We start from the raw sequence: 21,806 nt of genomic DNA on the forward strand, positions 1-21,806 counted from the left end.
CCTGACCGTCACGAGCACCGCCGATCTGCGCAGCACTACGCGCAGGACCTGCCCGCGGCCCGCGCCGAGCGCCATGCGAATCCTGATCTCCTGCCGGCGCTGCTGCACCATGTAGACATCACGCCGTAGAGTCCGACTGCTGCCGTGAGAGCGCCAGTCCGCCGAAGAAGCCCGACAACATCGCCATCAGTCGCTCACGCCCCAGTGCCTCCGCCATCTCGCGTTCCGTAGGCCGCAGTCACCAGCATGTTGTTGCTGACTCCGGCCTGCCAGGCCGCCGCTTCGCGAGTGATGTTTGCGTCGGGGCTCGCCATCCGACCAAGGTGGTGAGCGAGGCACGGGGCAGGGTCCCGCGAGCACGCGAGGAACACGAGGACTGTTCTCCGTCCGGACGTCGCGTACTTGGTATCGGCCACGACGCCCACCACGTGCATCGCCAGGTTCGGTTCCCCGACCGACGCTTTCAAAGTGGAAGACCCGTCCAATCGGATCGCGCCCTTGCAGGTAGCGCTCGACAAACGCGGCAGTCACCACGGCCACCTTGGGCGAGGTTGGCGTGTCCTGGCCGTTGAATGTGCGTCCGTTGAGCAACGGAATATCGAGTAACCCGGAAAGTATTCGCCACCGACCTGATTCACATTGGGATAACCTCCCGGGGTTTCCGTCGATGACCAAGCCCCTTGGTTCCAGCCGCCTCCACTCACAGGCACAATGCTGACCGGTGGCGCCCGTGATGCCGGGCATGGCCTTGATCCGCTCCAGCAATGACCGCTGAAATTGCGCTGTCCTTCAGGCGCAAATGTTGGCGCGGCGGAAGTCGAAGTCTGCGGCCACGATGCCTGCGGTCGGGAAGCCGACGTCCACCGTCGCCAGATTCTGAAACGTCCGCACGAACAGCAGGGCGCCGACCAGCAGGACCAGCGAGACCGCCAGTTGGCCGATGACGAGTGCCCGACGAAGCGTGAAGCGGCCACGACCGTCGGTGAGCCCTCGTCCGCTGGCGCGCATGGCGTTGACCGCCGCGCGCGTCGCTCGAACGGCGGCACGAGGCCGAACAGGAGGCAGGTCAGGATGGCCAGCCCGCTCGTGAAACCGAGCACCCGCCAGTTCTGCGTCAGGTCCAGCATCAATGGGTTTTGTGGGTGCTCAGAAGGAGAGGAGGAGGTTGGCGCTCGCTGCGGGCTGGGCCACGCGCTACAGATCGCTCCCGGCGGCGGCCACGATCAGGCTTTCAGACATCAACCGCCGCACGAGCGCCCAGCGCGATGCGCCGATGGCCAGGCGCACCGCTGGTTTCGTTCCCTGAGCTGGCGCGGGCGAGCATCAAGCTGGCCAGATTCCTGCAGGCGATGAGCAGCACCAGCCGGCCAGACCCAGCAATAGCAGGAGTGGCGTGCCACAGTCGCCGCGCAATGCGGAAAAGCCTTTTGTCTACCGGTCCCGCCTTGAGGACGAACTTCTTGAGTTGTCGGCATCACGAGTCACGTATCCCGTGGGGAGCGTCGCGGCGAAGATCGGCGCTGACAGGGTCCTGAGTTCGGCTTCCGCGTGCTGGACGGTGATACCCGGTTTCAGCCGGCCGAACCCAGCGAGCCACCACCAGTCACCGGAGTCCAGCGCCGACCGCGCGAGCCCGCGCACTGGGCGCTCGGTACAGAGTGGCAGCGCCACATCGAACTGGCGCCCGACCTCTACGCCGAAAAACGATGCCGGAGTCACACCGGCGATTTCAAACGCATGGCCGTCCAGGCGAAGGTCTGACAGATCACGTCGGGGCGTCCCGCGTATTCCCGCTGCCAGAACGGATAACTGATGACGGCGGCGGTGTCGGGCATTCCGCCGATCCTCATCCGGCCCAATCAGGCGGCCCAGCTAGGCGTGACACCAAGCGTGGCGAAGAAGCTGGCCGCTCACCCACAGGCCCTGCGCCGGCCGCGATCCGCCTGCGGTGGCGAGGTCCGGGACCACCGGTCCCCAAGCGGCAAGGCCAGGGAGAAGCTCTTCTGCTGGTCGCGGACCTGCTCGCATAACGGGTACGTCAACTGGGAGCACCGCGACGTGAACCGGCCGGTGCGGACCGCCGTCTCCCGAATCGATGGTGATGCGCGCCAGTTCCTGCGGCGCCTCCACCGGCAACGTGCGCAGGCGCACGGTATCGATCAACTGGAAGATCGCCGTATTGGCTCCCACACCGAGGGTGAGCGACAGGACAGCGACGATCGTGAAAAGGCGGTGCCCGCAGCACTCGCGCCATACCGGAGATCGCGCCAGTAGGTGTCGAGCCAGCCGGGCGTGTTATGGTGTAGACCCTCGATACAAGCGTGCGATTGCCGAGTTTTCTGATCGCGGCTGCTCGGGCGTCCGCCGGAGACATGCCGCGCGCGATGTTGTCGTCGGTCTCGATCTCCACGCACGACTCGAGTTCCCGCCGGCGCTCCCGATCCCAACGGGCGCGCAGGATACCGCCACCAGCTCATTTGTCGGACTGGACCCGGCTGGCGCCGGGCGAAGGACGCGGTTAACGGCGCCCACCAGCGCTTCCCACCGCGAGGTCTGGTGCGCTAAATTGGCTCCGCCCGCCGCAGTCAGGCGGTAGTAACGCGCGCGACGGTTGTTCTCTGACGTGCCCCAGAACGAGGCGATCCACTTCTTGTTTTCAATGCGGTGCAGGGCCGGGTAGAGCGAGCCATGTTCGATCTGGAGCACATCATCGGATTGGCGCTCAATCGCGTGCGCGATGGTGTGACCATGCGCGGCGCCCAGCACCAGCGTCTGCAGAATCAACAGGTCCAGCGTGCCCCTGTAACAAGTCCCCGTGAATCGGCGTGCGTCCCCGTGGCGGCATTCGGCGCGTCCTCTCCCATAGATCATCTAACTGAGCAGCTGGACGTAAGGGAAGCGTGAAAGGTTGTGAACTGGGAACTGGGGAGCTGGGAGCTGAGGAAGGACCCTGGACTCTGGACTTGACCTATAATTTGGCGCCGAGGAGACGCCCGTGACTCAGTCCGCCAGATTTACCGCTCTCGTTCTTGTTCTCACCTTCATCTCGGCTTATGCGGTGGGCGCGCAGGCGCCCGCCAAGAAGCCGTTGGGTATCGAAGACCACACGCGCTGGCGCAGTATCAGCGGCCGGGAAATTTCCGGCGACGGTAAATGGGTGACGTACGGAGTGGCGCTCACGAACACCGCGCCGACCGAGACCAAGCCGGTGCTTCACCTGTTGAATCTGGCCACGAACCAGGACGTCGAAGTGGCCAACGGGGCAGGCGGATCGTTTTCGGCCGACTCCCGGTGGTTCGCCTATCAGGTGGAGCCTGCTGCAGGCCGCGGCGGTCGGGAGGCCGAGGCGGCGCTGCCGGAGGCGCACCGGCCCCGGCGCCGACCCCGGACGTGGCTGAACCTGCAGGCCAGGCGGCCCGAGGCGCCGCAACGCCGCCCGCTCAGCCCCGCCGAGTCGAGTTGAGAAACCTCGAGACGGGCGCGATCAAGTCGTGGCAGGACATTCAGTCGTTCACATTTGCCGCGAACTCCAGTCACCTGATTTTGCGCCGGCGGCCGCCCACGCCGGCTGGTGGCCGCGGCGCCGCGGGCGCCGAAGCCGCGGCTCCGGCCGCGCCGGCAGCTGGTGCCGCCGCCGCTCCGGCCGGGCCCAGAGGCGTGGACGTCGTCCTGCACAACCTCACCACCGGCGCGATCAGCTCCTGGGGAGCGTGGGTGACATCTCGTTTAACCGCCCTGGTGATCTGCTCGCCTACACCGTGGACGCCACAGTCAAAGATGGCAACGGCCTGTTTGTGTTCGACACCCGGAGCGGGCGCATCACCACACTGGACAACGACGCCCAGTCCTACAACCGGCTGACGTGGAGCGACGATGGCGCCGCCCTGGCAGTGCTCAAGGGCGCCGATGTGGAGAAGATGCGCGAGCGCAGTAATGTGCTTGTGGCGTACCGGCAGTGCAGGCCGCCCTCGGTGACGCCGTGGGGTGCCAGTGATGCTGGACCCCGCCAAGGCAGCGGATTTCCCGAAAGATTGGGTTGTGAGCGATCGCGCCCCCTCGCGTGGAGCCACGACAACAAGCGCGTGTTTTTCGGGATCAAGGAACAGGTGGAGACGGCCGACGCGGCGACGAGGCGCAGCACCGACGACCTCGCCAACGTGGACGTCTGGAACAGCGTGGACGAACGCATCCAGTCGCAGCAGATGATTCGCGCGGAGGTCGACAGGAATTTCACCTTCCGCACGGCGTTTGATGTGCCGGCAGCCAAAGTCATCAGGCTGACCGACGAGACGATGCGTGAACTGGAGGTGGCGCAGGATGGCCGCTGGGCCGTGGGCCGCGATACGCGCGGCTACATCCACGACTACAAACGCCCGGCCGCAGACTTCTACCGGGTCAACACGTCCACCGGCGAGCGCACGCTCATGTTCAAGAACCAATTGACCGGCGCCCACGCGTTCGGGATCTCGCCCGATGGACGTCACTTCCTGTATTGGAAAAACAACAAGTTCCAGGGATACGAGCTTGATGCTGCCACCACCCGCACGCTCGGTGGATCGAGCGCGGTGAGTTTCGTGGACATGGAGTTTGATCACCCTGGCCCGAAGCCGTCGTATGGCCTGGCCGGCTACTCCGAGCGACGGCAAGTCAGTCATCGTGCAGCATCGTACGACCTCTGGCAGTTTCCGCTCGACGGTGGCGCACCGAAGAACATCACCAACGGCGTGGGCAGCAAAGGTGAAGTGCGGTTCCGGTACGCGCGCACCGAGCCGATCGACCCGCTCGCCGTGGGACCGCGCGGCACGATCGATCTCGGCAAAACGCTGACCCTCTCGGCCTATGGTGAATACACGAAGAAGGCTGGCTTCTACGAACTGACGCCCGACGGCTCACTGAAAGAGGTGGTCTTTGAAGACGCCGCGTTCAGCACTCCGGCCAAAGCCGCCAAGGCCGACACCTTTCTGTTCACGCGCCAGACATTCACGGAGTTTCCCGACCTTCGCGTGTCCGGTCCCAACTTCAAGGACGCGAAGAAGATCACCGATATCAATCCCCAGCAGGCCGAGTACCAGTGGGGACGCCGCGTGTTGTTTGACTACAAAAACCGCGACGGCGTGAGGCTGCAGGGCATACTCGCGCTCCCCCGACGACTACAAGACGGGCGAGAAGCGGCCAATGATCGTGACGTTCTACGAGAAGAACTCGCAGAACATGCATCGCACAGCGCACCGTCATATCTCACCGGCATGGGCTCCATGCCGATTCAGGCGGTGAGCCAGGGCTACATCACGATGTTGCCCGACATTCACTTCAGGACCGGCTCGTCGCACAGCGACATGCTGGAATGCGTGGAAGCCGCTGTGAAGAAGGTCATCGAGATGGGGTATGCCGACCCGAAGCGTATCGGTGTGCACGGGCACAGCTACGGCGGTGAAGGCGCCGCGTTCATCGGCACACGTTCGAAGATGTTCGCCGCCGTCGGTATGGGCGCCGGCGTGACCGACCTCACCTCGGACTTCAGCCAGAGCTGGGGATGGACGTATCAGGTGAACGGCGGCAGCGGCGCCAATGGCAACGACTACTACATCTACGGACAGGGCCGGTGGGGCGTCTCCCCTGGGACGATCCCGAGCTCTACCGCTTCGAGTCGGCCCTGACGCACGCGAAAGACGCGCCGTCGCCGTTTCTCATCATGCATGGCACGGCAGACCCGACGGTTTCGTTCACCGAAGGCATGAACTTCTACAACGCCCTGCGCTACAACGGCAAACGCGCGGTCATGCTGGCGTATCCCGGAGAAGGACATGGCCTACGCGGCATGGCCAACCGCAAAGACTTGACGGTACGGGCACTTTGAGTTCTTCGACCACTACCTCAAGGGGACGCCCGCGCCGAAGTGGATGACCGACGGCGTGCCCTTCCTCAACAAGAAATGATGTGACATGACACGAACTCGAATCGGCCTGCTTCTCGCCATCGTCGCGCTCGGGGGCTGCGGCGGTGCGCGGGAAGCAGTCCAACTGCCGGGCACGGCTGCGAACCAGCGGCCGCCTCTGGCAGAGGTGGACATCGTTGATATCGCGCTGCTGGTGAAGCTCGAAGACACACGGCAGTTTGACGAAGTGGCGCTGGCACGGCTTCTTCAGTCGAAACATCCCGAGGTCAAACGCCGGGCCGTGGTGGCCGTTGGCCGCATCGCCGACCCGCGTGGAGGGGTGTTGCTCCAACCGCTGCGGCGTGACGAGAACCCGGAAATCGTCGCAACCGTCGCCTTCGCGACCGGGCAACTGAAGGACCCTGCGGGTGTCGCCTGGCTGGCACAGATGCTTCTGGCCAACCCCAACACGGGCGTGGCGTTTGAGGCCGCGCGGGGTCTTGGCAAGATCAGGACGCCAGAAGCCTGGAAGGCGCTGGCCCAGTATCTGACCAACGCCACCCGTGGGGCTGCCACAGAGGGGGTGGTGGGTGAGGCGCTCCTGTCGATGGGGCGTTATACAACTCGCGAAGACCTCGCGCCGATCGTCAAGTGGACGACTCCGACGACGAGCCCCGAAGTCCGGTGGCGCGCCGCATGGGCCCTGTTCCGCCCGCGCAATCCAGCCGCCGTGCCGCACCTGCTGAAACTCAGTGAGGATGCGTCACCTGACGTCAGATTCTGGGCTATGCGCGGACTGGCTCTGCCGCCTGCGCCAACGTCGACGCCGCCACCGGGAACGGCACCGCCCGTCGAGCCAGCCGCTGTCGTCGTCGATCGCGCGGCGACCGCAGCACGACTGCGCGCCGGCACGAAAGACACTGACCGGCGCGTGCGCACTGAAGCCCTGCGCGCGCTCGACGGGTACGACGATGAGGAGTCGTTTGGTGTGGTGTTGGCCGCGCTCGAAGACCCGGATACGTGGCTGTCAGTATCGGCCGCCGAACTTCTCGGCCGACACAAGGGTCGCGTGGGCCAGGTAGCGCCGCGGCTGGCCGCCGCGACGGCGTCGTCGAAGCCCGCCGCGCTGCGCCTCACGGCGTTCACGCCGCTCACACAGCTCGCGCCGCCGTTGGCGCTCGACGCCGCCGCCACGCTGTTGCGCGACCCGAGTCTGGCGATTCGCACATCAGCCACCCAGGCGCTGCGGCGCATGGGCCCGATCGGCCAGCAGTTCCTGGACCAGTTGGCCACCGACCCGACCATGAAGGACCTGCTCATCCCGGCTGCCCCCGCGGCTGGCGGACGCCAGGGCGGTGCAGCTGCGCCGGCACACCCCGTGCCTGCGCCCACCGATGCCGACTATCGCGCCATTGTCGAACGCTGGATTGTGCCTGCGTATAACGGCGCTCCCGCGCCCCGCGCGGTGTGGACCACGCCGAAGGGTGAAATCGAGCTGGAGCTCTACCCCGGCGAATCGCCGCTCGGCATGGAGGAGTTTGTCCGCCTCACCGAGTCAGGCGCCATTGTCGGCACGGTGTTCAGTCGTGTGGTGCCGAACTTTGTGGCGCAGCAGGCCACCATTCGCGGCGCCAATCGGCTGCGCGACGAGGTGAGCCGATTGGGGCTGACCCGAGGCAATCTCGCATGGGCGTCGTCCGGCCTCGATACCGGCAGGGCGGGCTACACGCTGGGCAGCACGCCACAGCCACACAACGAGGGCGACTTCACGGCACTTGGTCGCGTGGTGCGCGGCATGGACGTGGTCGATCATCTCGACATGGGTGATGCGGTCACGGCGGCGCGGATGGTGAGGTGAACGCCACCATCACGGTCGCGCGGCAGTCGCCCGACGATATCGGCATCCGACAGATCTTTGTCACGCTCGACGGTGAGCCGTTCGCGGTGCTGGTCAACGGCCAGAGCGTGACGAAGGACGTGGCCGCAGGCGAGCACCGCATGCGGCTGCACAACACCCTCGTCTGGAAGAACGTCCTGATCGATTTGAAGCCCGGCGAACACGCCCGCTTCCTCGTGACGAACCGCGCCGGGTGGGGCACCTACGCACTGGTGGCCACGCTCGGCGTGGGTCCCATCTACCTGAAGGTCGAACGCTCTTCGGAGGCCGGGTCTTCAGACCCGGCATCACGCTTGTAATATGTCGGTGTGCTGACGTCCCCTGAACACGTCGCGGCTTTTCTTGTGGCCGTATGTTTTGCCGCAGGCCTGAACGTGTACGGCACCGTTGCGGCGCTCGGGTTGGTGTCGCGCGCCGGGCTTGTGGTGCTGCCCGGTGACCTGGGCATTGTCCAGAGTTGGTGGGTGATCGGCGCCTGCCTCGCGATGTTTGTCATCGAGTTCGTGGCGGACAAAGTGCCGCTGGTCGATTTGGTCTGGAATGTCCTCCAGACATTCGTTCGCGTGCCAGTCGCGGGTTTGCTGGCCTATGGCGCGTTGCCGCAGCTCGACCCGGGTTGGCAACTGGCGGCCGGCGCTGCGGGCTCCGCGCTCGCGCTTCTGGCGCATTCGGGAAAACCACGATGCGTGCGGCGGTCAGCGCATCACCGGAGCCGGCGTCAAACATCGGCTTGAGCCTCGCCGAAGATGGCGCAGCACTGATCCTCGTGTGGTTCGCCACGCAGTATCCCTATGTGGCGGCTGCGATGGTACTCGTGATGCTCGTCACGATCATGTTCATCGTGCGATGGATTCTGCGCCGGCTCAGAACGTTGACCGGGTCACGCGTCGCGTAGCGCCAGGTTGGGATTCACTCTGGCGGCGCGCCACGCGGGCACCAGGGTGGCGAGGAGAATCGCTGCGGCCACACCCGCAGCCGCGACCAGGAGCGACGCCGGATCCCACGGGTGAACGCCAAGCAGCAACGACCCCAGCCAGTGGTTCGTCCACAGCGCAAGGATGAGCCCCAGGCCGATGCCGACAGCCGCGATGCCGGCACCTTCGGCCAGCACCGTCTGGACCAGTTGCCGCCGCATGGCCCCAAGCGCCGCACGGATGGCCCACTCGCGCGACCGCTGCGCCGTTCGGTACGCCATCACACCGTACACGCCCGTCATCGACAGCAGCAAACCAAGTACGCCGAGTGCGAAGGCCAGGACCGCCATGGCGCGGTATTCACGCGTGGCATAACGGAAGTAGTCATCCATCGCCACCATGCGTCGCGGCTCAAGCTGTGGGTCCACTTCCATCAAGGCCTCGCGGACAGTCGCGGGCTGCACGACCGCACCCAGGCTGGGCAGGATGAGGAATGTGGTCTCACCAGCCGGCGTGTCCCAAAACGACTCGTAGAAGTACGGCTCTGCGGGTTCCCCGATGCCGCTCACGGCCGCGTCCTGGGCAACGCCGACGACGCGGTGCGCGGGCTGATCGGCCCCACCCGGGTGGACGATGGCGCCGACCGCACCTCGCCCCCGGAAGTACCGCTGCGCGAACGCCTCATTCACGACCACTGCCGGCGCGCCGGTGCCGTGCAATTCGTCCTCGGCGAACGGGCGGCCGCTGACGATTCGTGTGCCCATCAGCGCGAAGTAGTTGGCGCTGACGGCATTGCCCTTGATGACCGGAAGGTCATCTTCAGAGGCGTCACGGGTCTCCGGAATCCACATCGCCCTGGCTCGCCCGCCCACTGAGAGCGAGAGGGGCGCACGAATGGCTACGGCCACGTCCGCCACGCCCGGCAGCGCCCGCAGCCTGAGCAGCGCGGCATCACCCATCGTACGCGAGAGTTCGGTGGGCACCCACGCGGTGAGTACCGGACGCCGGGTCAGGCCGAAGTCGCCTTCCCTGGCGGCCCACAGGCTGCGCGCCAGAACGCCCGCGGCTGCGAGCAGGACAAACGCACAGGCCACCTGCGTCACCACGAGCAGGTGGCCGCGGCTCCGGCGATGCAGTTCGGTTGCGCCGCGTCCGGTGATACCGACGAAGTCTGACCGCAGCGTGATCCAGGCCGGGCCGAGCGTGAACAACATCGTCGTAATGATCGCCACTCCCAGGGTTGCGACCACCACCCGTCCGTCGAGCGTGATGAGCATGAAGTCGCGAAAGCCGGGCGCGGGCGTCAGGATCCTGGGAATGGTCCGGATGAGCGCTGTGCCGCTGAGCAGTCCGACCACCGCGCCTCCCGCGCCCATCCACGCGGCTTCAGCCAGCAAGGGCCCGAGCAACTTCCGGCGGGTTGCGCCGAGCGCGACACACACGGCGAGATCCTGTTGACGCGCCATGACGCGTGCCACCTGCAGCAGCGCGACATTGACGCATGTGATGAGCACCACGGCGCCCACAAGAGCCAGCAATGCGATGGCATTTGCGCCGCCGGTCTCGAATCGATACGTGCTCTCGGAGACCACTCGGGTTCGTCGGGCGCCGGTAGGCTCCGGGTGCGCCTGCTCCATGTTGTTCACGGCTTGAAGAATCTCGGTGCTGGCGAGGCTCACAGAGACGCCGGCACGCCTGACGGCAAAGGCCTCCAGCCACCGCGATTTCCTGTCATCGAACTCACGTCGGCCGGCCAGTTGCACCCAGGTGGCTTGCGGCATCCACACGTCGCGATCGTTTGCGGCTTCCAGATCGCGGAACGACGCGGCCAGTACGCCCTGGATCGTGACCGCCACTTCGCCCGTGCCTCCAAGCCGGAGCGTGCGCCCAACCACGGCAGGGTCGCCACCGAACCGGGTCTGCCAGTACTTGTGACCGAGAACCACGACTGGCGCAGTCTCGGGTGCCACGAAGAGCCGGCCGTGGGCCGCGCTCGCGCCGAGCGCCTGAAAGAAGTCATCCGATACGACGTTGACGAGCGCCAGGGCCGGTGTCCCGGAGGGGTCTTCAACGAGCGTGCCCCGGGAGCCCCGCACGACAAGCTGACTGGAAGCCACGGCCCGCTGCAGGTCGAGCACCTCAGGATAGGACCAACGGCCGTGTTGTTCGTTTTCGGAAACCGCGAAGACGCGCAGTAACCGGCTCGCGGCTGGGACACCCGGGGGCCGGAACCACAAGCCGTCCACCACGCTGAGAATTGTGGCCTGCGCCCCAATCGCGAGGCCCAGCGTGAGAATGGCCGCGGCTGTGGCTGCCGGTTGCAACGCCAATCCCCTGAAACCGGCGCGGATGTTGCGAAGCATGAGCCCTCCTGAAGCGTACTTCTATGAATGCAAATTGGGGGCCGCACCGTAAAGTCGGAGTGCGGCGGAAGTGGCGTGATCGATCGCTGTGGGTCCGCGAACACTGGGAGAAAGTCCGCGTCCGGCGGAAAACCCACCCCGCGTACTGTTACCATTCCACCGGTTTCCCGTCTCGAACGTCTTTTTGGAGGTCCAGTCATGAAACGGATGCGCCGCCGCGTCGTTCTCGTTCTTCCCTTGGTGTTTTTGGCTGTTGTGTTCGTGCCCGTTTCGGCACAGAACACCAGCAAACGTGCCATGTCGCTCGACGACATCCTGTCGTTCCGCGCCATGAGCACGGCAAGTCTCTCGCCCGACGGCAAGTGGTTCGCCTATCGTGTGGCGCCGCTCGAAGGCAACAGCGAGGTGATTGTGCGCAGCACATCAGGCGCGCAGGAATGGAAGTTCCCGGCTGGGGAAGGCGCGGGCCCGATGTCGTTCTCTGACGACTCGATGTGGTTTGCGACGTCCACGTCGCTGACCCGGCAGGAGGCCGAGGCGGCTCGCCGCGCGCGGCGGCCGATTCAGACGTCGGCGCTCATCGTGAACCTGTCGAACGGTGAAAAGGTGAGCGTGCCCAAAGTGCGCCGCTTCGCCTTCAACGGTGAAACGGGCGGCTGGATTGCGATGCATCGGTACGGTCCAGACGCCGCCGCTGGCGCAGGTGCGGCGCCAGCGGGCCGTGGCGCGGGCCCTGCGCCGGCCGCCGACGCACCGCGCGACACGCGACCGCGCGGCACAGACATGATCCTCCGTGAACTGAAGACCGGCACTGAGCTGAACGTCGGCAACGTGTTTGAGTTTGGCTTCAACAAGTCCGGCAAATACCTGGCGTTGAACATTGACGCTGCCGACCAGGCGGGCAACGGTCTGCAGATTCGCGACATGTCGGCCGGCACGATCACCTCGCTCGAAACCGACAAGGCGTTTTACGAGCGCATGGCCTGGACGCAGGAAGGCGATGCGATTTCGATGCTCAAGGGCACCGACGACCGCGCCTATCGTGAGCGGCTGTTCTCAGTCATGGGCTTCACGGGCTTTGGCAGCGGAGCCCCGAAAAAAGTGGTGTACGACCCGAAGCAGGACAAGACGTTCCCTGCCGAGATGTCGATCAGCGGCAACCGCGCGCCCACGTGGACCGAAAACCGCGACGCCCTGATCTTCGGCATTGCCGAACTCACGAAGGTGCCGCGTCCAGCGGGCCGCGGCAACGCGGCGCCTGCCGAGGGCGCCGATGCGGCCGAACCGGGTGCTCGCGGCGCAGGCCCGGCCGCGACTCCGGATCCCGACGCCAGGCCCAACCTTGTGGTGTGGCACTACAAAGATCCGCGCCTGCAGTCGGCGCAGCGCGTCCAGGAAAACCAGGACCGCAGCTTCAACTACGTGACGATGTATCGGCCCGGCGAAAACAAAATGATTCGCATTGCCGACGATGAGGTGCCCGACATCCAGATCACGGGGCGTGGCCAGTGGGCCATCGGCACGAGTGATGCCGCGTACGAATTAATGGCCAACCTCAACGGCCAGAGCTTCCGCGACGTCTACGCGATCGATACGAAGACCGGACGCAAGACCGTGGTGAAGAAGAACCTGCGCTGGACCAACACGGCGTCGCCGGACACCACGAAGTACCTCTACTACGAGAACAAGCACTTCCATGTGTTCGACGTGGCCACCGGCGCCACGCGCAACATCACGGAGAAAGTGCCGACGTCGTTCATCAACATTGAAGACGACCACAACATCATCGATCCCCCGACGCAGGCGATGGGCTGGACGTCCGACAACCAGTACATCCTGATCTCGGATCGCTGGGACATCTGGAAGGTGCCGGTGGCTGCAAATGAAGCGGCTGTCAACCTCACGGTCAACGGCAAGAGAGATTCCATTCGCTACCAGGGCCGCGTGCCCGGGATCTACCAGAACGAGCGCGGCATCGATCTGTCCAAGCCGCAGTACTTCTCGGTGATGGGCGAGTGGACCAAGCGCGCCGGCTACGGCATCCTCGAGCCTGGCAAGACCGGCCTCAAGATGCTGCTGTGGGAAGACGCGTCGATCACGGGCCTGCAGAAGGCCGAGAAGGGCGACACCTGGCTCTACCGCAAGGAGACTCCCACGGTGGCGCCACAGGTGTACGTGACGGATGCAACACTGACGGCTGGCCGCAAGATCGTGGACATGGCGCCCGCAGCGGAATCACTGGCGTGGTCGGCTGGCGCCCAGCTCATCGAATTCAAGAACGACAAGGGCGAGCGCCTGCAGGCGTCGCTCTACCTGCCCGCCAACTACGAGAAGGGCAAGTCGTACCCGACGATCGTGTACATCTACGAGCGCCTGACGCAGGGGCACAACCAGTACGGCCGGCCGACGACCAACGGCTTCAGCCGCCAGGCGTACACCAGCAACGGGTACGCGGTGCTGCAGCCCGACATCAAGTACTACATCAACGACCCGGGCATGTCGGCCGCGTGGACGCTGCCGGCGGCCGTCAAGGCGGCGGTGGCGACTGGTGTGGTGGATCCGAAGCGCGTGGGCCTGCACGGCCACTCGTGGGGTGGGTACCAGACGGCGTTCACGATCACGCAGTCGGATGTGTTTGCTGCGGCCATCGCCGGCGCGCCGCTGACCAACATGATCAGCATGTACAGCATCATCTACAAAAACAGCGGCGGCACCAACGGCTCCATCTTCGAGAGCAGCCAGGGCCGCTTCACCACGGGGCCTTGGGCCAACTGGGAAGCGTATACGCGTAACTCGCCTGTGTATCACGCCGCGAAAGTGAAGACGCCGCTCGTGATTCTGCACAACGATCAGGACGGCGCCGTGGACTTCACGCAGGGCGTGGAGTACTTCAACACCCTGCGCCGGCTCGATAAACCAGTGGTCATGCTTGAGTACCCTGGTGAGAACCACGGTCTGGCGCGTCCCGCGAACATGCAGGACTACACGGTGCGCATGAAGGAGTTCTTCGACCACCACCTCAAGGGTGCGCCCGCGCCCGACTGGTGGAAAGACGGCGTGCCGCGCCTCAAGATGCAGGAAAACCTCGACCAGCGGCTGAAGGTGCGCGAGGAAGAGAAAAAGAAAGCGACGGCCGGATCAGGCGGCGGCGGAGGGGACTAGGGGTCCAGGAGTCCCGGGGTCCTGGAGTCCCGGGGGCTTCAGCGTCCCGCGCGAAGGTCGCGTGTGGCCCGGTCACCATCGCCGATGGTGACCGGGACACCCGATGCGACCAGTGCCTTGAGGAACTCCGCGTCGTTCTGCATGCCGGACTCGAAGTCTGTAACCAGGCCCACCACGTAATTACCGGGTGGCAGACTCACCGTATACCGGCCCGCCAGGTTCGCGCGCGTCGTCACCACCCGCCGGGATCCGGGCCGCCAGTGGTCGGGGTCACTGCTGGCCACGATGACGGTGTACTCCGACGCATCGTAGTCGCTCCCTGCCGTGATCAGACCTGACAATTGCGAAGACCTGTCGGACACGAGGACCTGAATGCCCTGGATGTCTTCGTTTCCCGACACATCGAGATAGGTGTCGAGCAGTTCCGCGCCTCCGAGCCGCGCGGACCGCACCGGAAGCGATGCCGAGATGACGTAGCGGCCTGGCGGCACGTCCTGAATGGTGAAGCGTCCGGATGGGTCAACCGGTGTTGTCGGGAGGGCACCCATCACCGGCGGCTCGCCTGGTGCATTCTGAATTCGAACCGTCACGGTGGGTGGGGATGCCTGTTGGCGAGTCATGTCGACCGTCATTTGGCCAGAGACGCTCCGCCCAGGCCGCAGGTCCAGCGTGACTGGAACGGACATGTCGTCGGCCACGGTCACGGTCGTGCGCGCAGTCAACCTGGGCTGCGGTGTGCCGGCCGCCGCGATGCCTGAGGGTGACGGCGTGTTGGATTGAGTGATGAGGCTCGCGACAACAGTGTAGGTCCCCGGCTGAAGGTTCGAAATCGTGAAGCGCCCATCCGGGTTGACTGATGCGCCATTCGTCGATCCGGTGAAAGGTTCGCTGTACGACATGATCTGGACCCGGCTCGGCGCTCCCTGTGCCGCAGGCATGTTGGTGACCATTCCGGTGATCGTCGAAGCACGCAGTGGGCGCACCTGTATGTCGATGCCGGCATGTTCATCGCCGCCCACTACACTCACCCGAGTGCCCGCGTCAGAGCTGATGGCGCTGGGCGCATAGGTCGGCAGGAATCCGGCCGGCTGCGTGATCGTCCGCTGCGCCGGGGCGGGGATGCGCACCATCGCCGGTTGCCCGGCGGTGCCCTGTTGCACCGCACCGCTCGCTACGGCGCGATCGATCTGGGCGGCCTCCTCGAGCGCCATGTCATTCTCGAAGTTCGTTTGCGGCTGGGCCGACACCGCATACGTGCCTGGCTGCAGGCCGTGCATACGATAGACGCCGCGGTCGTCGGTGGTCGTGGAGTTCTGCGCCTGCATACGCGGGCCATTCGCAGACGGCATCATTCGCCAGACCTGCACGCGCGAGTTCACGAGAGGCGCTCCGCTGTCGTCAAAGACCGCACCGGTCACGACACCACCCCGCACCATCTTGATGTCCAGTTCGATTTTTTGCCCGTCAACCACTTCGAACGGTCGCCCAGGGCCCGCCGGCTTGCGCTGACCGGCGGCGCCGTTCAGGTACGAGCGATGCGACACGGTGAGCTGGTATTTGCCGGCCGGGAGGTTGCGGAATACGAAGTTGCCCTGCGCGTCTGTGATGCCCGAACGGCCGGCATTTGTCATCTGGCCGCCGGAGATGTTTGTTGAAACGCCGGACGGCAAGGTCACCGACATGCCGACGGAAACGCCCCCAGACCGCCCCGGCCCGGTGCCGCCAGCGCTTGGAGGCTGCGAGCTCAGCGCCATGCCGAAAGCCGTCATGCCGGACAAATTCAGCCGGGCCTGGGCCACCGGCTGGCCGCTCTGCGCATCCACGATCCGTCCCACAATCGACGCGGTGCCCACGGGCACCTGCCGGGTGTTCGGTTGCGGCGTTGCGTCTCGCTGCTGACTCCGCACGCTCACCCCGGTGCCGACCAGACAGGCAAGCGCGGCGCCACACGTGACAACGCCAGTTCTCAGACGCATCCGAACCTCCCGCAGTGGTTGGACACCGAGTGTAGCCGGAAAGTTGGGCGACCCCATGGCACAATGCCCGCCACCGGACATGAGCGGCCCCACCAGACGCGAGTTTCTCCAATCGGCGCTTGCGGCCTCCACCCTGTTGGCCGCCGGGGGCGCGCTGGCCGGCTGCGGATGGCGCCGAGGGGGCCGTCGTCCCCACATCATCCTCGTCATGTGCGACGACCTCGGATACGGTGACGTCGGATTCACCGGCGCGACGGCCTACACGACGCCCCACATCGATCGCATCGCTCGAGAGGGCATGGTGTTGCGTCAGGCGTACTCTGCCGCGCCGGTGTGTTCACCGACGCGTGTGGCGCTGATGACCGGCCGCTACCCGGCCCGCGATCCTGCCGGCTTGCACGAACCGCTCACCACGCACCCGATCGGACTGACGCCTTCCCCAACGACCTTGCCGCGTCTACTCAGGGACGCAGGCTACCGGACCGCGCTGGTGGGAAAGTGGCACCTTGGCACGGCGCCTGATTACCATCCGCTGGAACACGGCTTCGACGAGTTCTACGGATTCCTCGGAGCCGGCGGCGACTACTTTACGAAAGAAGACTCGGAGTACAGGCGCCCGCTGTTTTTCGACAACCGCGAACCGGTCACCACCGACGGGTACATGACCGACTTGCTCACCGCGCGCGCGGAAAAAATCATCGCGACGCGCTCTGAGGCGCCGCTGTTTCTCAGCCTCCAATACAACGCGCCTCACTGGCCATGGCAAGGCCCTGCCGATCACCGTCGTCCTTCCGTGGACGACTGGAAGGCCGGAGGCTCGCCAGAAGTATTTGCCGCGATGATGCGGAGTCTTGATGACGGCGTGGGCCGGGTGCTGGCGGCGCTTGACGCCGCGGGAATGTCGAATGACACCTTACTCGTGTTCACGAGCGACAACGGCGGCGAGCGGTTTTCGCATATGGGCCCGTTCAGCCACGCAAAGATGACCGTGGGTGAAGGAGGGCTGCGCGTCGCAACCGCCGTGCGCTGGCCTGCGCGGATTGCCGCAGCCAGCCACTCGGATCAGGTTGCGGTGACGATGGATTGGACCGCGACGTTTGCTGCGTTGGCCGCCGCACCGGCTTTGCGGCCGCTCGACGGCATCAGCCTGCTGCCGGCGCTGGGCGGCGCGCCCTCGATACCGCGCACATTGTTCTGGCGCGTGACGCAGCGGCGCCAACAAAAGGCCGTGCGCCACGGTGACCTCAAATACGTGGAAAACGAGGAGGGAGCGCACCTCTTTGATTTGGCGGCGGACCCTGGTGAGCGCACCAACCTGATCGGGGCAAATGCCGACGCCGCCACCGATCTCCGAGGCCGACTGGCCACATGGGAGTCTCAGATGCTGCCGCCCGCGCCGCTCGAAGAGCGCTACCGGTAAGCAATCCTCCACGTAGCGCGGCCTGGGTCTCAAGGCCGCGAACACCCGCGCGCTTGAGGACCAGCGCGCGCTACGAAATGCCGCAGCTAGAAGAAGATGAAGTGCCCGCCGCCTCCGCCGAATCGGGGGTTCACGACGCTATTGAAGATGGAGCCGAAGCTGTAACTGATGCCAAAGCCGAGGTTATAGCTGTGCCCGGTGGCCAGTTGTCGCCGGCGCAGCAACACCTCTTCAGGTGTGGCCCCGCCTTTGCGCAGCGAGATCTGGTCGCGGATGCGATCGTAGCCGCCGTACAGATTGAATGAAAATCCCTTGAACAGGCGAACGTCCGCGCTGGCGTACGTAGAAACGCGATGTCGCGCGGGCTCATTGAGGTGCTGCGAGACGGTGACGCTGGCGTACATGGAGCCCCAGGGCTGGCGCAAGCTGACTTGTGTGGCGAGAGAGTGGTCCGGCACCGTCTCTTTCAACTTGTCGAAGATCGTGGCGTCCTTGTAGTCGTAGTGACTGGCGCCGATGGTGTAAAGCGTAGTCAGGCTCCGTCGGGACGACTCGCTGTAGGGAAAGAAACTGAATTCCAGGCCGGGCGCCACAGTGAAGACGCGGTCGCTGTTCGAGAAACTCGAGTGCGACACGGACGCGCGACCGCCGATGGACCACCTGGGTCCCAGGCTCTTCACGACGAGGGAGTTGACGCTCCAGCTGTCCGATGTGCTTTCAATCTTTCCCCCGTCCTCTTCCCCGAGATCAAACACACTCTTGTTGTAGCTGCCGCTGGTGGAGAGGTTGATCTTCCACGCTTCGGTGGTGCGGTTGGCCGAGAAACTCATGCGGTACGAGCTGAAGTTTGCCGATTCCTCGCCATCGCGATTGCCGCTGAGGTTCGTGCGGAAGACCCAGTAGTTCCAGGGATCCTTCGCCGGCAGGGCAGCTTTCGCCTCGGTGGGTTTCACCCACTGCACGTCGAGCTGGGCACCCGCCGATGAGTCCACCGCATAGGAGGCCACGCCGAGTTTGAAGATGCGGGTGAATTCCTTGCGGCGTTCGTCGCTCGTGGCCGTTTGCGCCGTGTTGAACGTCAGTGTCCGATCGACTTTGTCGAAGCGTCCCAGGCCGATGAATTTCGCGGTCCATGCCGTGCCACCGCCGCCTGTGCTCTGAGTGGTGACCAGCAGGTGAAGGTCCGCAACCGCACGGTCTCGAACATAGTCAACAAACTGAACGTTCTGCCTGAGTGCATCCGTGTCGCACTCATAGCAGTCGACAAAGACCCGGAGTAACTGTGGCTGGGTGGGCGAAGGCTCGGCGGTCTGCGCGCGCGCAGGAATGGCGAGGGCACTGCAGATAAGGCACAGCAGCGCCAGAAGCGTGGATCGGGTTGTCATTGATGGGGATTAGACGCGTACGCCCATCCCCGGTTTGGTAGTGACCGATACCGAACGATTCGGGGTCGGTCTACTGATGGCTAGGCTTCTGCGGCCTTGGTCGCTTTGGTGGCCTTCTTGCGGCGGGTGGCCTTGGCCTTCTCCGGCGCGGGTTCGCTCGAGGGGGCGAGCGCCACCATCGTGGTCACGAACCGCTTGAGGCCGTGGTTGTCGAAGTCGATCACTGTGTGATGCGTGTCGGCATCAGTGACCGTGCCCGGTCCGTAGTTTGGCTGTGACACTCGCGCGCCTTTTGAGTACACCTTCACTGAGGACCTCCGGAAATCGCCTGCTGGGTCGTGCCTGAAAAACGAATGACCCGGTCGCCCATGGCGACCGGGTCCAGAATATGCCGCGTGGTCTTACCAGCGCGGTTCGCGACGACGATTGCCGCCGCCACCAGCGCCGCCGCCGTAGCCGCCGCCACCGCCGCCACCGAACTGGGGCTTCGGACGCGCTTCGTTCACGGCCAGGTTGCGGCCGCCCATCGGCTGCTCGTTGAACTGCTCAATGGCCTTCTGCGCATCCGCATCAGTCGCCATTTCGACGAACGCGAATCCGCGCGCACGGCCCGTGGCGTTGTCACGGACAACATTCACGGTGTCAACGGCACCAGCCTGGCTGAACAAGTCACGAAGCTCGTCTTCGGTGGTGGTGTAGGGGAGATTACCGACGTCCAGTTTACGACCCATGATCGACTCCTGCGCCAAGACGACCCCTGCGGGCCGGGCGCCTCATCAGGCTGAATGCCCGATCAGTTGCTCGCGGAAGAACAGCCGGAACGGACTCCCGTTCCACTTGCGTAGTGCGATCACGTGGGGGTTCTGATACCAGGACTTCCAACGCGGGCATAGCTCGGAGGCCAACCTTCAGCGGAAACCACAGGTTAGCAGGGTACGAGGGAAATCGCAAAGACCCGCCTTGCCCTGCCGCGTAAATGGCGAAATGGCACAAATGTCCGAAATGGCGAAATTCTGGAACCTGCACTCCTGTCATCCTTCTTCTGGTTTCCCCCACGCTGGATCTGACTCCGGGACCCGCCTCCGCCGCTCTGCGGCTACGGCGTGGCAAGCCCCAGGACCCCAGGACCCCGACATCCGTCTCGCCACTCCGATAGGATCATCCTGTGATTTCGTTTTCCAACATTTCCAAGCAGTACGGCAAGCAGCTCCTGTTCGTGGAGGCTAACTTCCAGCTCAATCCCGGGGACAAAGTGGGCCTGGTGGGGCCGAACGGGTCGGGCAAAACCACTCTTTTTCGCATGATTGTGGGCGAAGAGAGCCCGGAAGAGGGCGACGTGACGGTGCCCCGGAAGCTGACCGTCGGGTAAGCTTCCGCCAGGACGTTGAGGAAATGGAGGGCCGGTCGGTCCTTGACGAGGCCATTGCCGGGAGCGGGCGTCTGGGCGACCTCCACCACGAACTCGAGGCCCTCCAGGTGGCCATGGGCGACCCGGCCCGGGCCGACGAGATGGACCGCATCCTGGAGCGTTTTGGCGAGGTGCAGGAAGAATACGACCATCTCGGGGGCTACGGCCTTGAAAGCCAGGCCCGCGAGGTGCTGCACGGCCTGGGGTTCAGCGACAGCCGGATCGACGGCGACGTTGGTGCCTTGTCGGGCGGCTGGAAGATGCGGGTGGCGATGGCGCGAGTCCTGCTCGGCCGCCCGGACGTCCTGCTGATGGACGAGCCCACGAACCACCTCGATATCGAGTCCATCATCTGGCTCGAAAGCTTCCTCAAGTCCATGCCGGGCGCGCTCTTCATGACGTCGCACGACCGCGAATTCATGAACCGCATCGTCTCGCGCGTGGCCGAGATCGATGACGGCGAGATCACGGTGTACGCCGGCAACTACGATTTTTATGAGCGCGAGCGTGCGGTGCGCGATGCCAATCGCGAGGCCGCGTACGCGCGGCAGCAGGCGATGCTGGCGAAGGAGCAGCGATTCATCGATCGTTTCGCTGCGCATGCGGCCAAGGCGGCCCAGGTGCAGAGCCGGGTGAAGGCGCTCGACAAGATCGAGAAACTCGAGTTGCCGAAGAAGCGGAAGGTGGTGGACTTCGACTTCCGCCAGCCGCCACGGTCCGGCGACAAAGTCGTCATGGTCGAGGATCTGCACAAGGCGTACGGCAAGACCGTGGTGGCCGACGGGCTGTCGATGACCATTCAGCGCGGTGAGCGTTGGGCGGTGATGGGCGCGAACGGCGCGGGCAAGACCACACTGTTGCGTATGATCGCCGGCGCGCTCGAGCCCGACTCCGGGCCAGGTGCGTATCGGCGCCAGCGTGCAGATGGGCTACTTCGCGCAGCAGGCGCTGCAGCTCCTCGACCCCGACCGCACCATCTGGGAGCAGGCGCAGTACGACTTTCCGGGCGAGACCGTCGGCGCGTTACGCGGGCTGCTCGGCGCGTTCCAGTTTTCGGGTGACGAAGTCGAGAAGAAGATCCGGTCACTCTCGGGCGGCGAACGGTCCAGGCTCGTGCTGGCGCGCATGCTGATGTATCCGCCGAACCTGCTCGTGCTCGACGAACCGACGAATCACCTCGATCTGGCGACCAAGGACATGCTCATCAAAGCGCTCAAGGACTTTGAGGGCACCATGGTCTTCGTCTCGCACGATCGATCATTCCTGCGCGGCCTGAGCACGCGGGTGCTGGAACTGAGCGGCGCCGTGCCGCACCTGTTTCCGGGGTCGTATGTGGAATACGTTGAGCGCACGGGCCATGAAGCGCCTGGGATCCATTCGTGACACCCGCCACCAGTTCCCCAGTT

At 65.0% G+C, this 21,806-nt stretch carries 19 protein-coding genes and 1 pseudogene; 11 read left to right on the top strand and 9 right to left on the bottom strand.

Annotated elements, in window-relative coordinates; genetic code table 11:
- Positions 1-194: 194 nt before the first annotated feature.
- The 3 genes from IPL75_13270 to IPL75_13280 all read right to left on the bottom strand — a co-directional run bounded on the left by IPL75_13270 (position 195) and on the right by IPL75_13280 (position 1,719).
- Positions 195-467: a hypothetical protein gene (locus IPL75_13270; GenBank protein ID MBK9241199.1), complete on the bottom strand. Its 273-nt coding sequence runs from the start codon at positions 465-467 to the stop codon at positions 195-197.
- A gap of 322 nt (positions 468-789) precedes the next feature.
- Positions 790-1,008: a hypothetical protein gene (locus IPL75_13275; GenBank protein ID MBK9241200.1), complete on the bottom strand. Its 219-nt coding sequence runs from the start codon at positions 1,006-1,008 to the stop codon at positions 790-792.
- Between the two features lie 423 nt (positions 1,009-1,431).
- The gene (locus tag IPL75_13280) at positions 1,432-1,719 is read right to left on the bottom strand and encodes a hypothetical protein (GenBank protein MBK9241201.1); all 288 of its coding nucleotides are present in this window, start codon (positions 1,717-1,719) and stop codon (positions 1,432-1,434) included.
- Positions 1,720-1,812: 93 nt separating this feature from the next.
- Here IPL75_13280 and IPL75_13285 point away from each other — a divergent pair, with 93 nt between their 5' ends.
- Entirely contained in the window at positions 1,813-2,274 is a 462-nt protein-coding gene (locus IPL75_13285) for a hypothetical protein (GenBank protein MBK9241202.1), read from the top strand.
- A 21-nt stretch (positions 2,275-2,295) separates the two neighbouring features.
- Here the strand turns inward: IPL75_13285 and IPL75_13290 are convergent, their stop codons facing one another.
- Positions 2,296-2,871, bottom strand: a complete 576-nt coding sequence (locus IPL75_13290) for a PadR family transcriptional regulator (protein MBK9241203.1) — start codon at positions 2,869-2,871, stop codon at positions 2,296-2,298.
- A 124-nt stretch (positions 2,872-2,995) separates the two neighbouring features.
- On the opposite strand from IPL75_13290, the gene IPL75_13295 reads away from it, so the two are divergent.
- The 7 genes from IPL75_13295 (at position 2,996) to IPL75_13325 (ending at position 8,667) form a co-directional block, all read left to right on the top strand.
- Entirely contained in the window at positions 2,996-3,463 is a 468-nt protein-coding gene (locus IPL75_13295) for a hypothetical protein (protein ID MBK9241204.1), read from the top strand.
- A gap of 247 nt (positions 3,464-3,710) precedes the next feature.
- Positions 3,711-5,657 carry a prolyl oligopeptidase family serine peptidase gene (locus IPL75_13300; GenBank protein ID MBK9241205.1) on the top strand — a complete coding sequence of 649 codons (1,947 nt, stop codon included), beginning with the start codon at positions 3,711-3,713 and terminating at the stop codon, positions 5,655-5,657.
- Positions 5,603-5,857 carry a prolyl oligopeptidase family serine peptidase gene (locus tag IPL75_13305; protein MBK9241206.1) on the top strand — a complete coding sequence of 85 codons (255 nt, stop codon included), beginning with the start codon at positions 5,603-5,605 and terminating at the stop codon, positions 5,855-5,857. The genes IPL75_13300 and IPL75_13305 overlap by 55 nt, the downstream gene beginning before the upstream one ends.
- Positions 5,858-5,942: 85 nt before the next feature.
- A complete protein-coding gene (locus IPL75_13310) occupies positions 5,943-7,733 on the top strand; it encodes a HEAT repeat domain-containing protein (protein MBK9241207.1) in 1,791 nt (596 codons plus the stop codon).
- Positions 7,730-8,071, top strand: a complete 342-nt coding sequence (locus IPL75_13315; GenBank protein MBK9241208.1) for a hypothetical protein — start codon at positions 7,730-7,732, stop codon at positions 8,069-8,071. Before IPL75_13310 ends, IPL75_13315 begins: the two co-directional genes overlap by 4 nt.
- Before the next feature lie 9 nt (positions 8,072-8,080).
- Entirely contained in the window at positions 8,081-8,506 is a 426-nt protein-coding gene (locus IPL75_13320; GenBank protein ID MBK9241209.1) for a DUF4126 domain-containing protein, read from the top strand.
- Positions 8,455-8,667, top strand: coding sequence for a DUF4126 domain-containing protein (locus tag IPL75_13325; protein ID MBK9241210.1), 213 nt, complete (start codon positions 8,455-8,457; stop codon positions 8,665-8,667). The genes IPL75_13320 and IPL75_13325 overlap by 52 nt, the downstream gene beginning before the upstream one ends.
- Here the strand turns inward: IPL75_13325 and IPL75_13330 are convergent.
- A complete protein-coding gene (locus tag IPL75_13330) occupies positions 8,653-11,049 on the bottom strand; it encodes an ABC transporter permease (protein ID MBK9241211.1) in 2,397 nt (798 codons plus the stop codon). The genes IPL75_13325 and IPL75_13330 overlap by 15 nt on opposite strands.
- Before the next feature lie 207 nt (positions 11,050-11,256).
- On the opposite strand from IPL75_13330, the gene IPL75_13335 reads away from it, so the two are divergent.
- The gene (locus tag IPL75_13335; protein MBK9241212.1) at positions 11,257-14,211 is read left to right on the top strand and encodes a S9 family peptidase; all 2,955 of its coding nucleotides are present in this window, start codon (positions 11,257-11,259) and stop codon (positions 14,209-14,211) included.
- 38 nt (positions 14,212-14,249) lie between these two features.
- On the opposite strand, the gene IPL75_13340 is transcribed toward IPL75_13335, so the two are convergent.
- Positions 14,250-16,187: a carboxypeptidase regulatory-like domain-containing protein gene (locus IPL75_13340; protein MBK9241213.1), complete on the bottom strand. Its 1,938-nt coding sequence runs from the start codon at positions 16,185-16,187 to the stop codon at positions 14,250-14,252.
- 79 nt (positions 16,188-16,266) lie between these two features.
- Between IPL75_13340 and IPL75_13345 the strand changes: the two genes are divergently transcribed.
- Positions 16,267-17,607: a sulfatase-like hydrolase/transferase gene (locus IPL75_13345; GenBank protein ID MBK9241214.1), complete on the top strand. Its 1,341-nt coding sequence runs from the start codon at positions 16,267-16,269 to the stop codon at positions 17,605-17,607.
- Between the two features lie 86 nt (positions 17,608-17,693).
- Here the strand turns inward: IPL75_13345 and IPL75_13350 are convergent, their stop codons facing one another.
- The 3 genes from IPL75_13350 to IPL75_13360 form a co-directional block, all read right to left on the bottom strand.
- Positions 17,694-18,992: a DUF481 domain-containing protein gene (locus tag IPL75_13350; GenBank protein MBK9241215.1), complete on the bottom strand. Its 1,299-nt coding sequence runs from the start codon at positions 18,990-18,992 to the stop codon at positions 17,694-17,696.
- Between the two features lie 80 nt (positions 18,993-19,072).
- Positions 19,073-19,273, bottom strand: coding sequence for a hypothetical protein (locus tag IPL75_13355; protein MBK9241216.1), 201 nt, complete (start codon positions 19,271-19,273; stop codon positions 19,073-19,075).
- A gap of 120 nt (positions 19,274-19,393) precedes the next feature.
- Positions 19,394-19,723 (bottom strand): RNA-binding protein, encoded by a 330-nt coding sequence (locus IPL75_13360; protein MBK9241217.1) that lies wholly within the window; start codon positions 19,721-19,723, stop codon positions 19,394-19,396.
- Positions 19,724-20,157: 434 nt separating this feature from the next.
- On the opposite strand from IPL75_13360, the pseudogene IPL75_13365 reads away from it, so the two are divergent.
- Positions 20,158-21,783, top strand: a pseudogene (locus IPL75_13365) (ABC-F family ATP-binding cassette domain-containing protein).
- Positions 21,784-21,806 lie beyond the last annotated feature (23 nt).

Source organism: Acidobacteriota bacterium, assembly GCA_016716905.1.
In the GTDB taxonomy this organism is placed as follows: domain Bacteria; phylum Acidobacteriota; class Vicinamibacteria; order Vicinamibacterales; family SCN-69-37; genus SYFT01.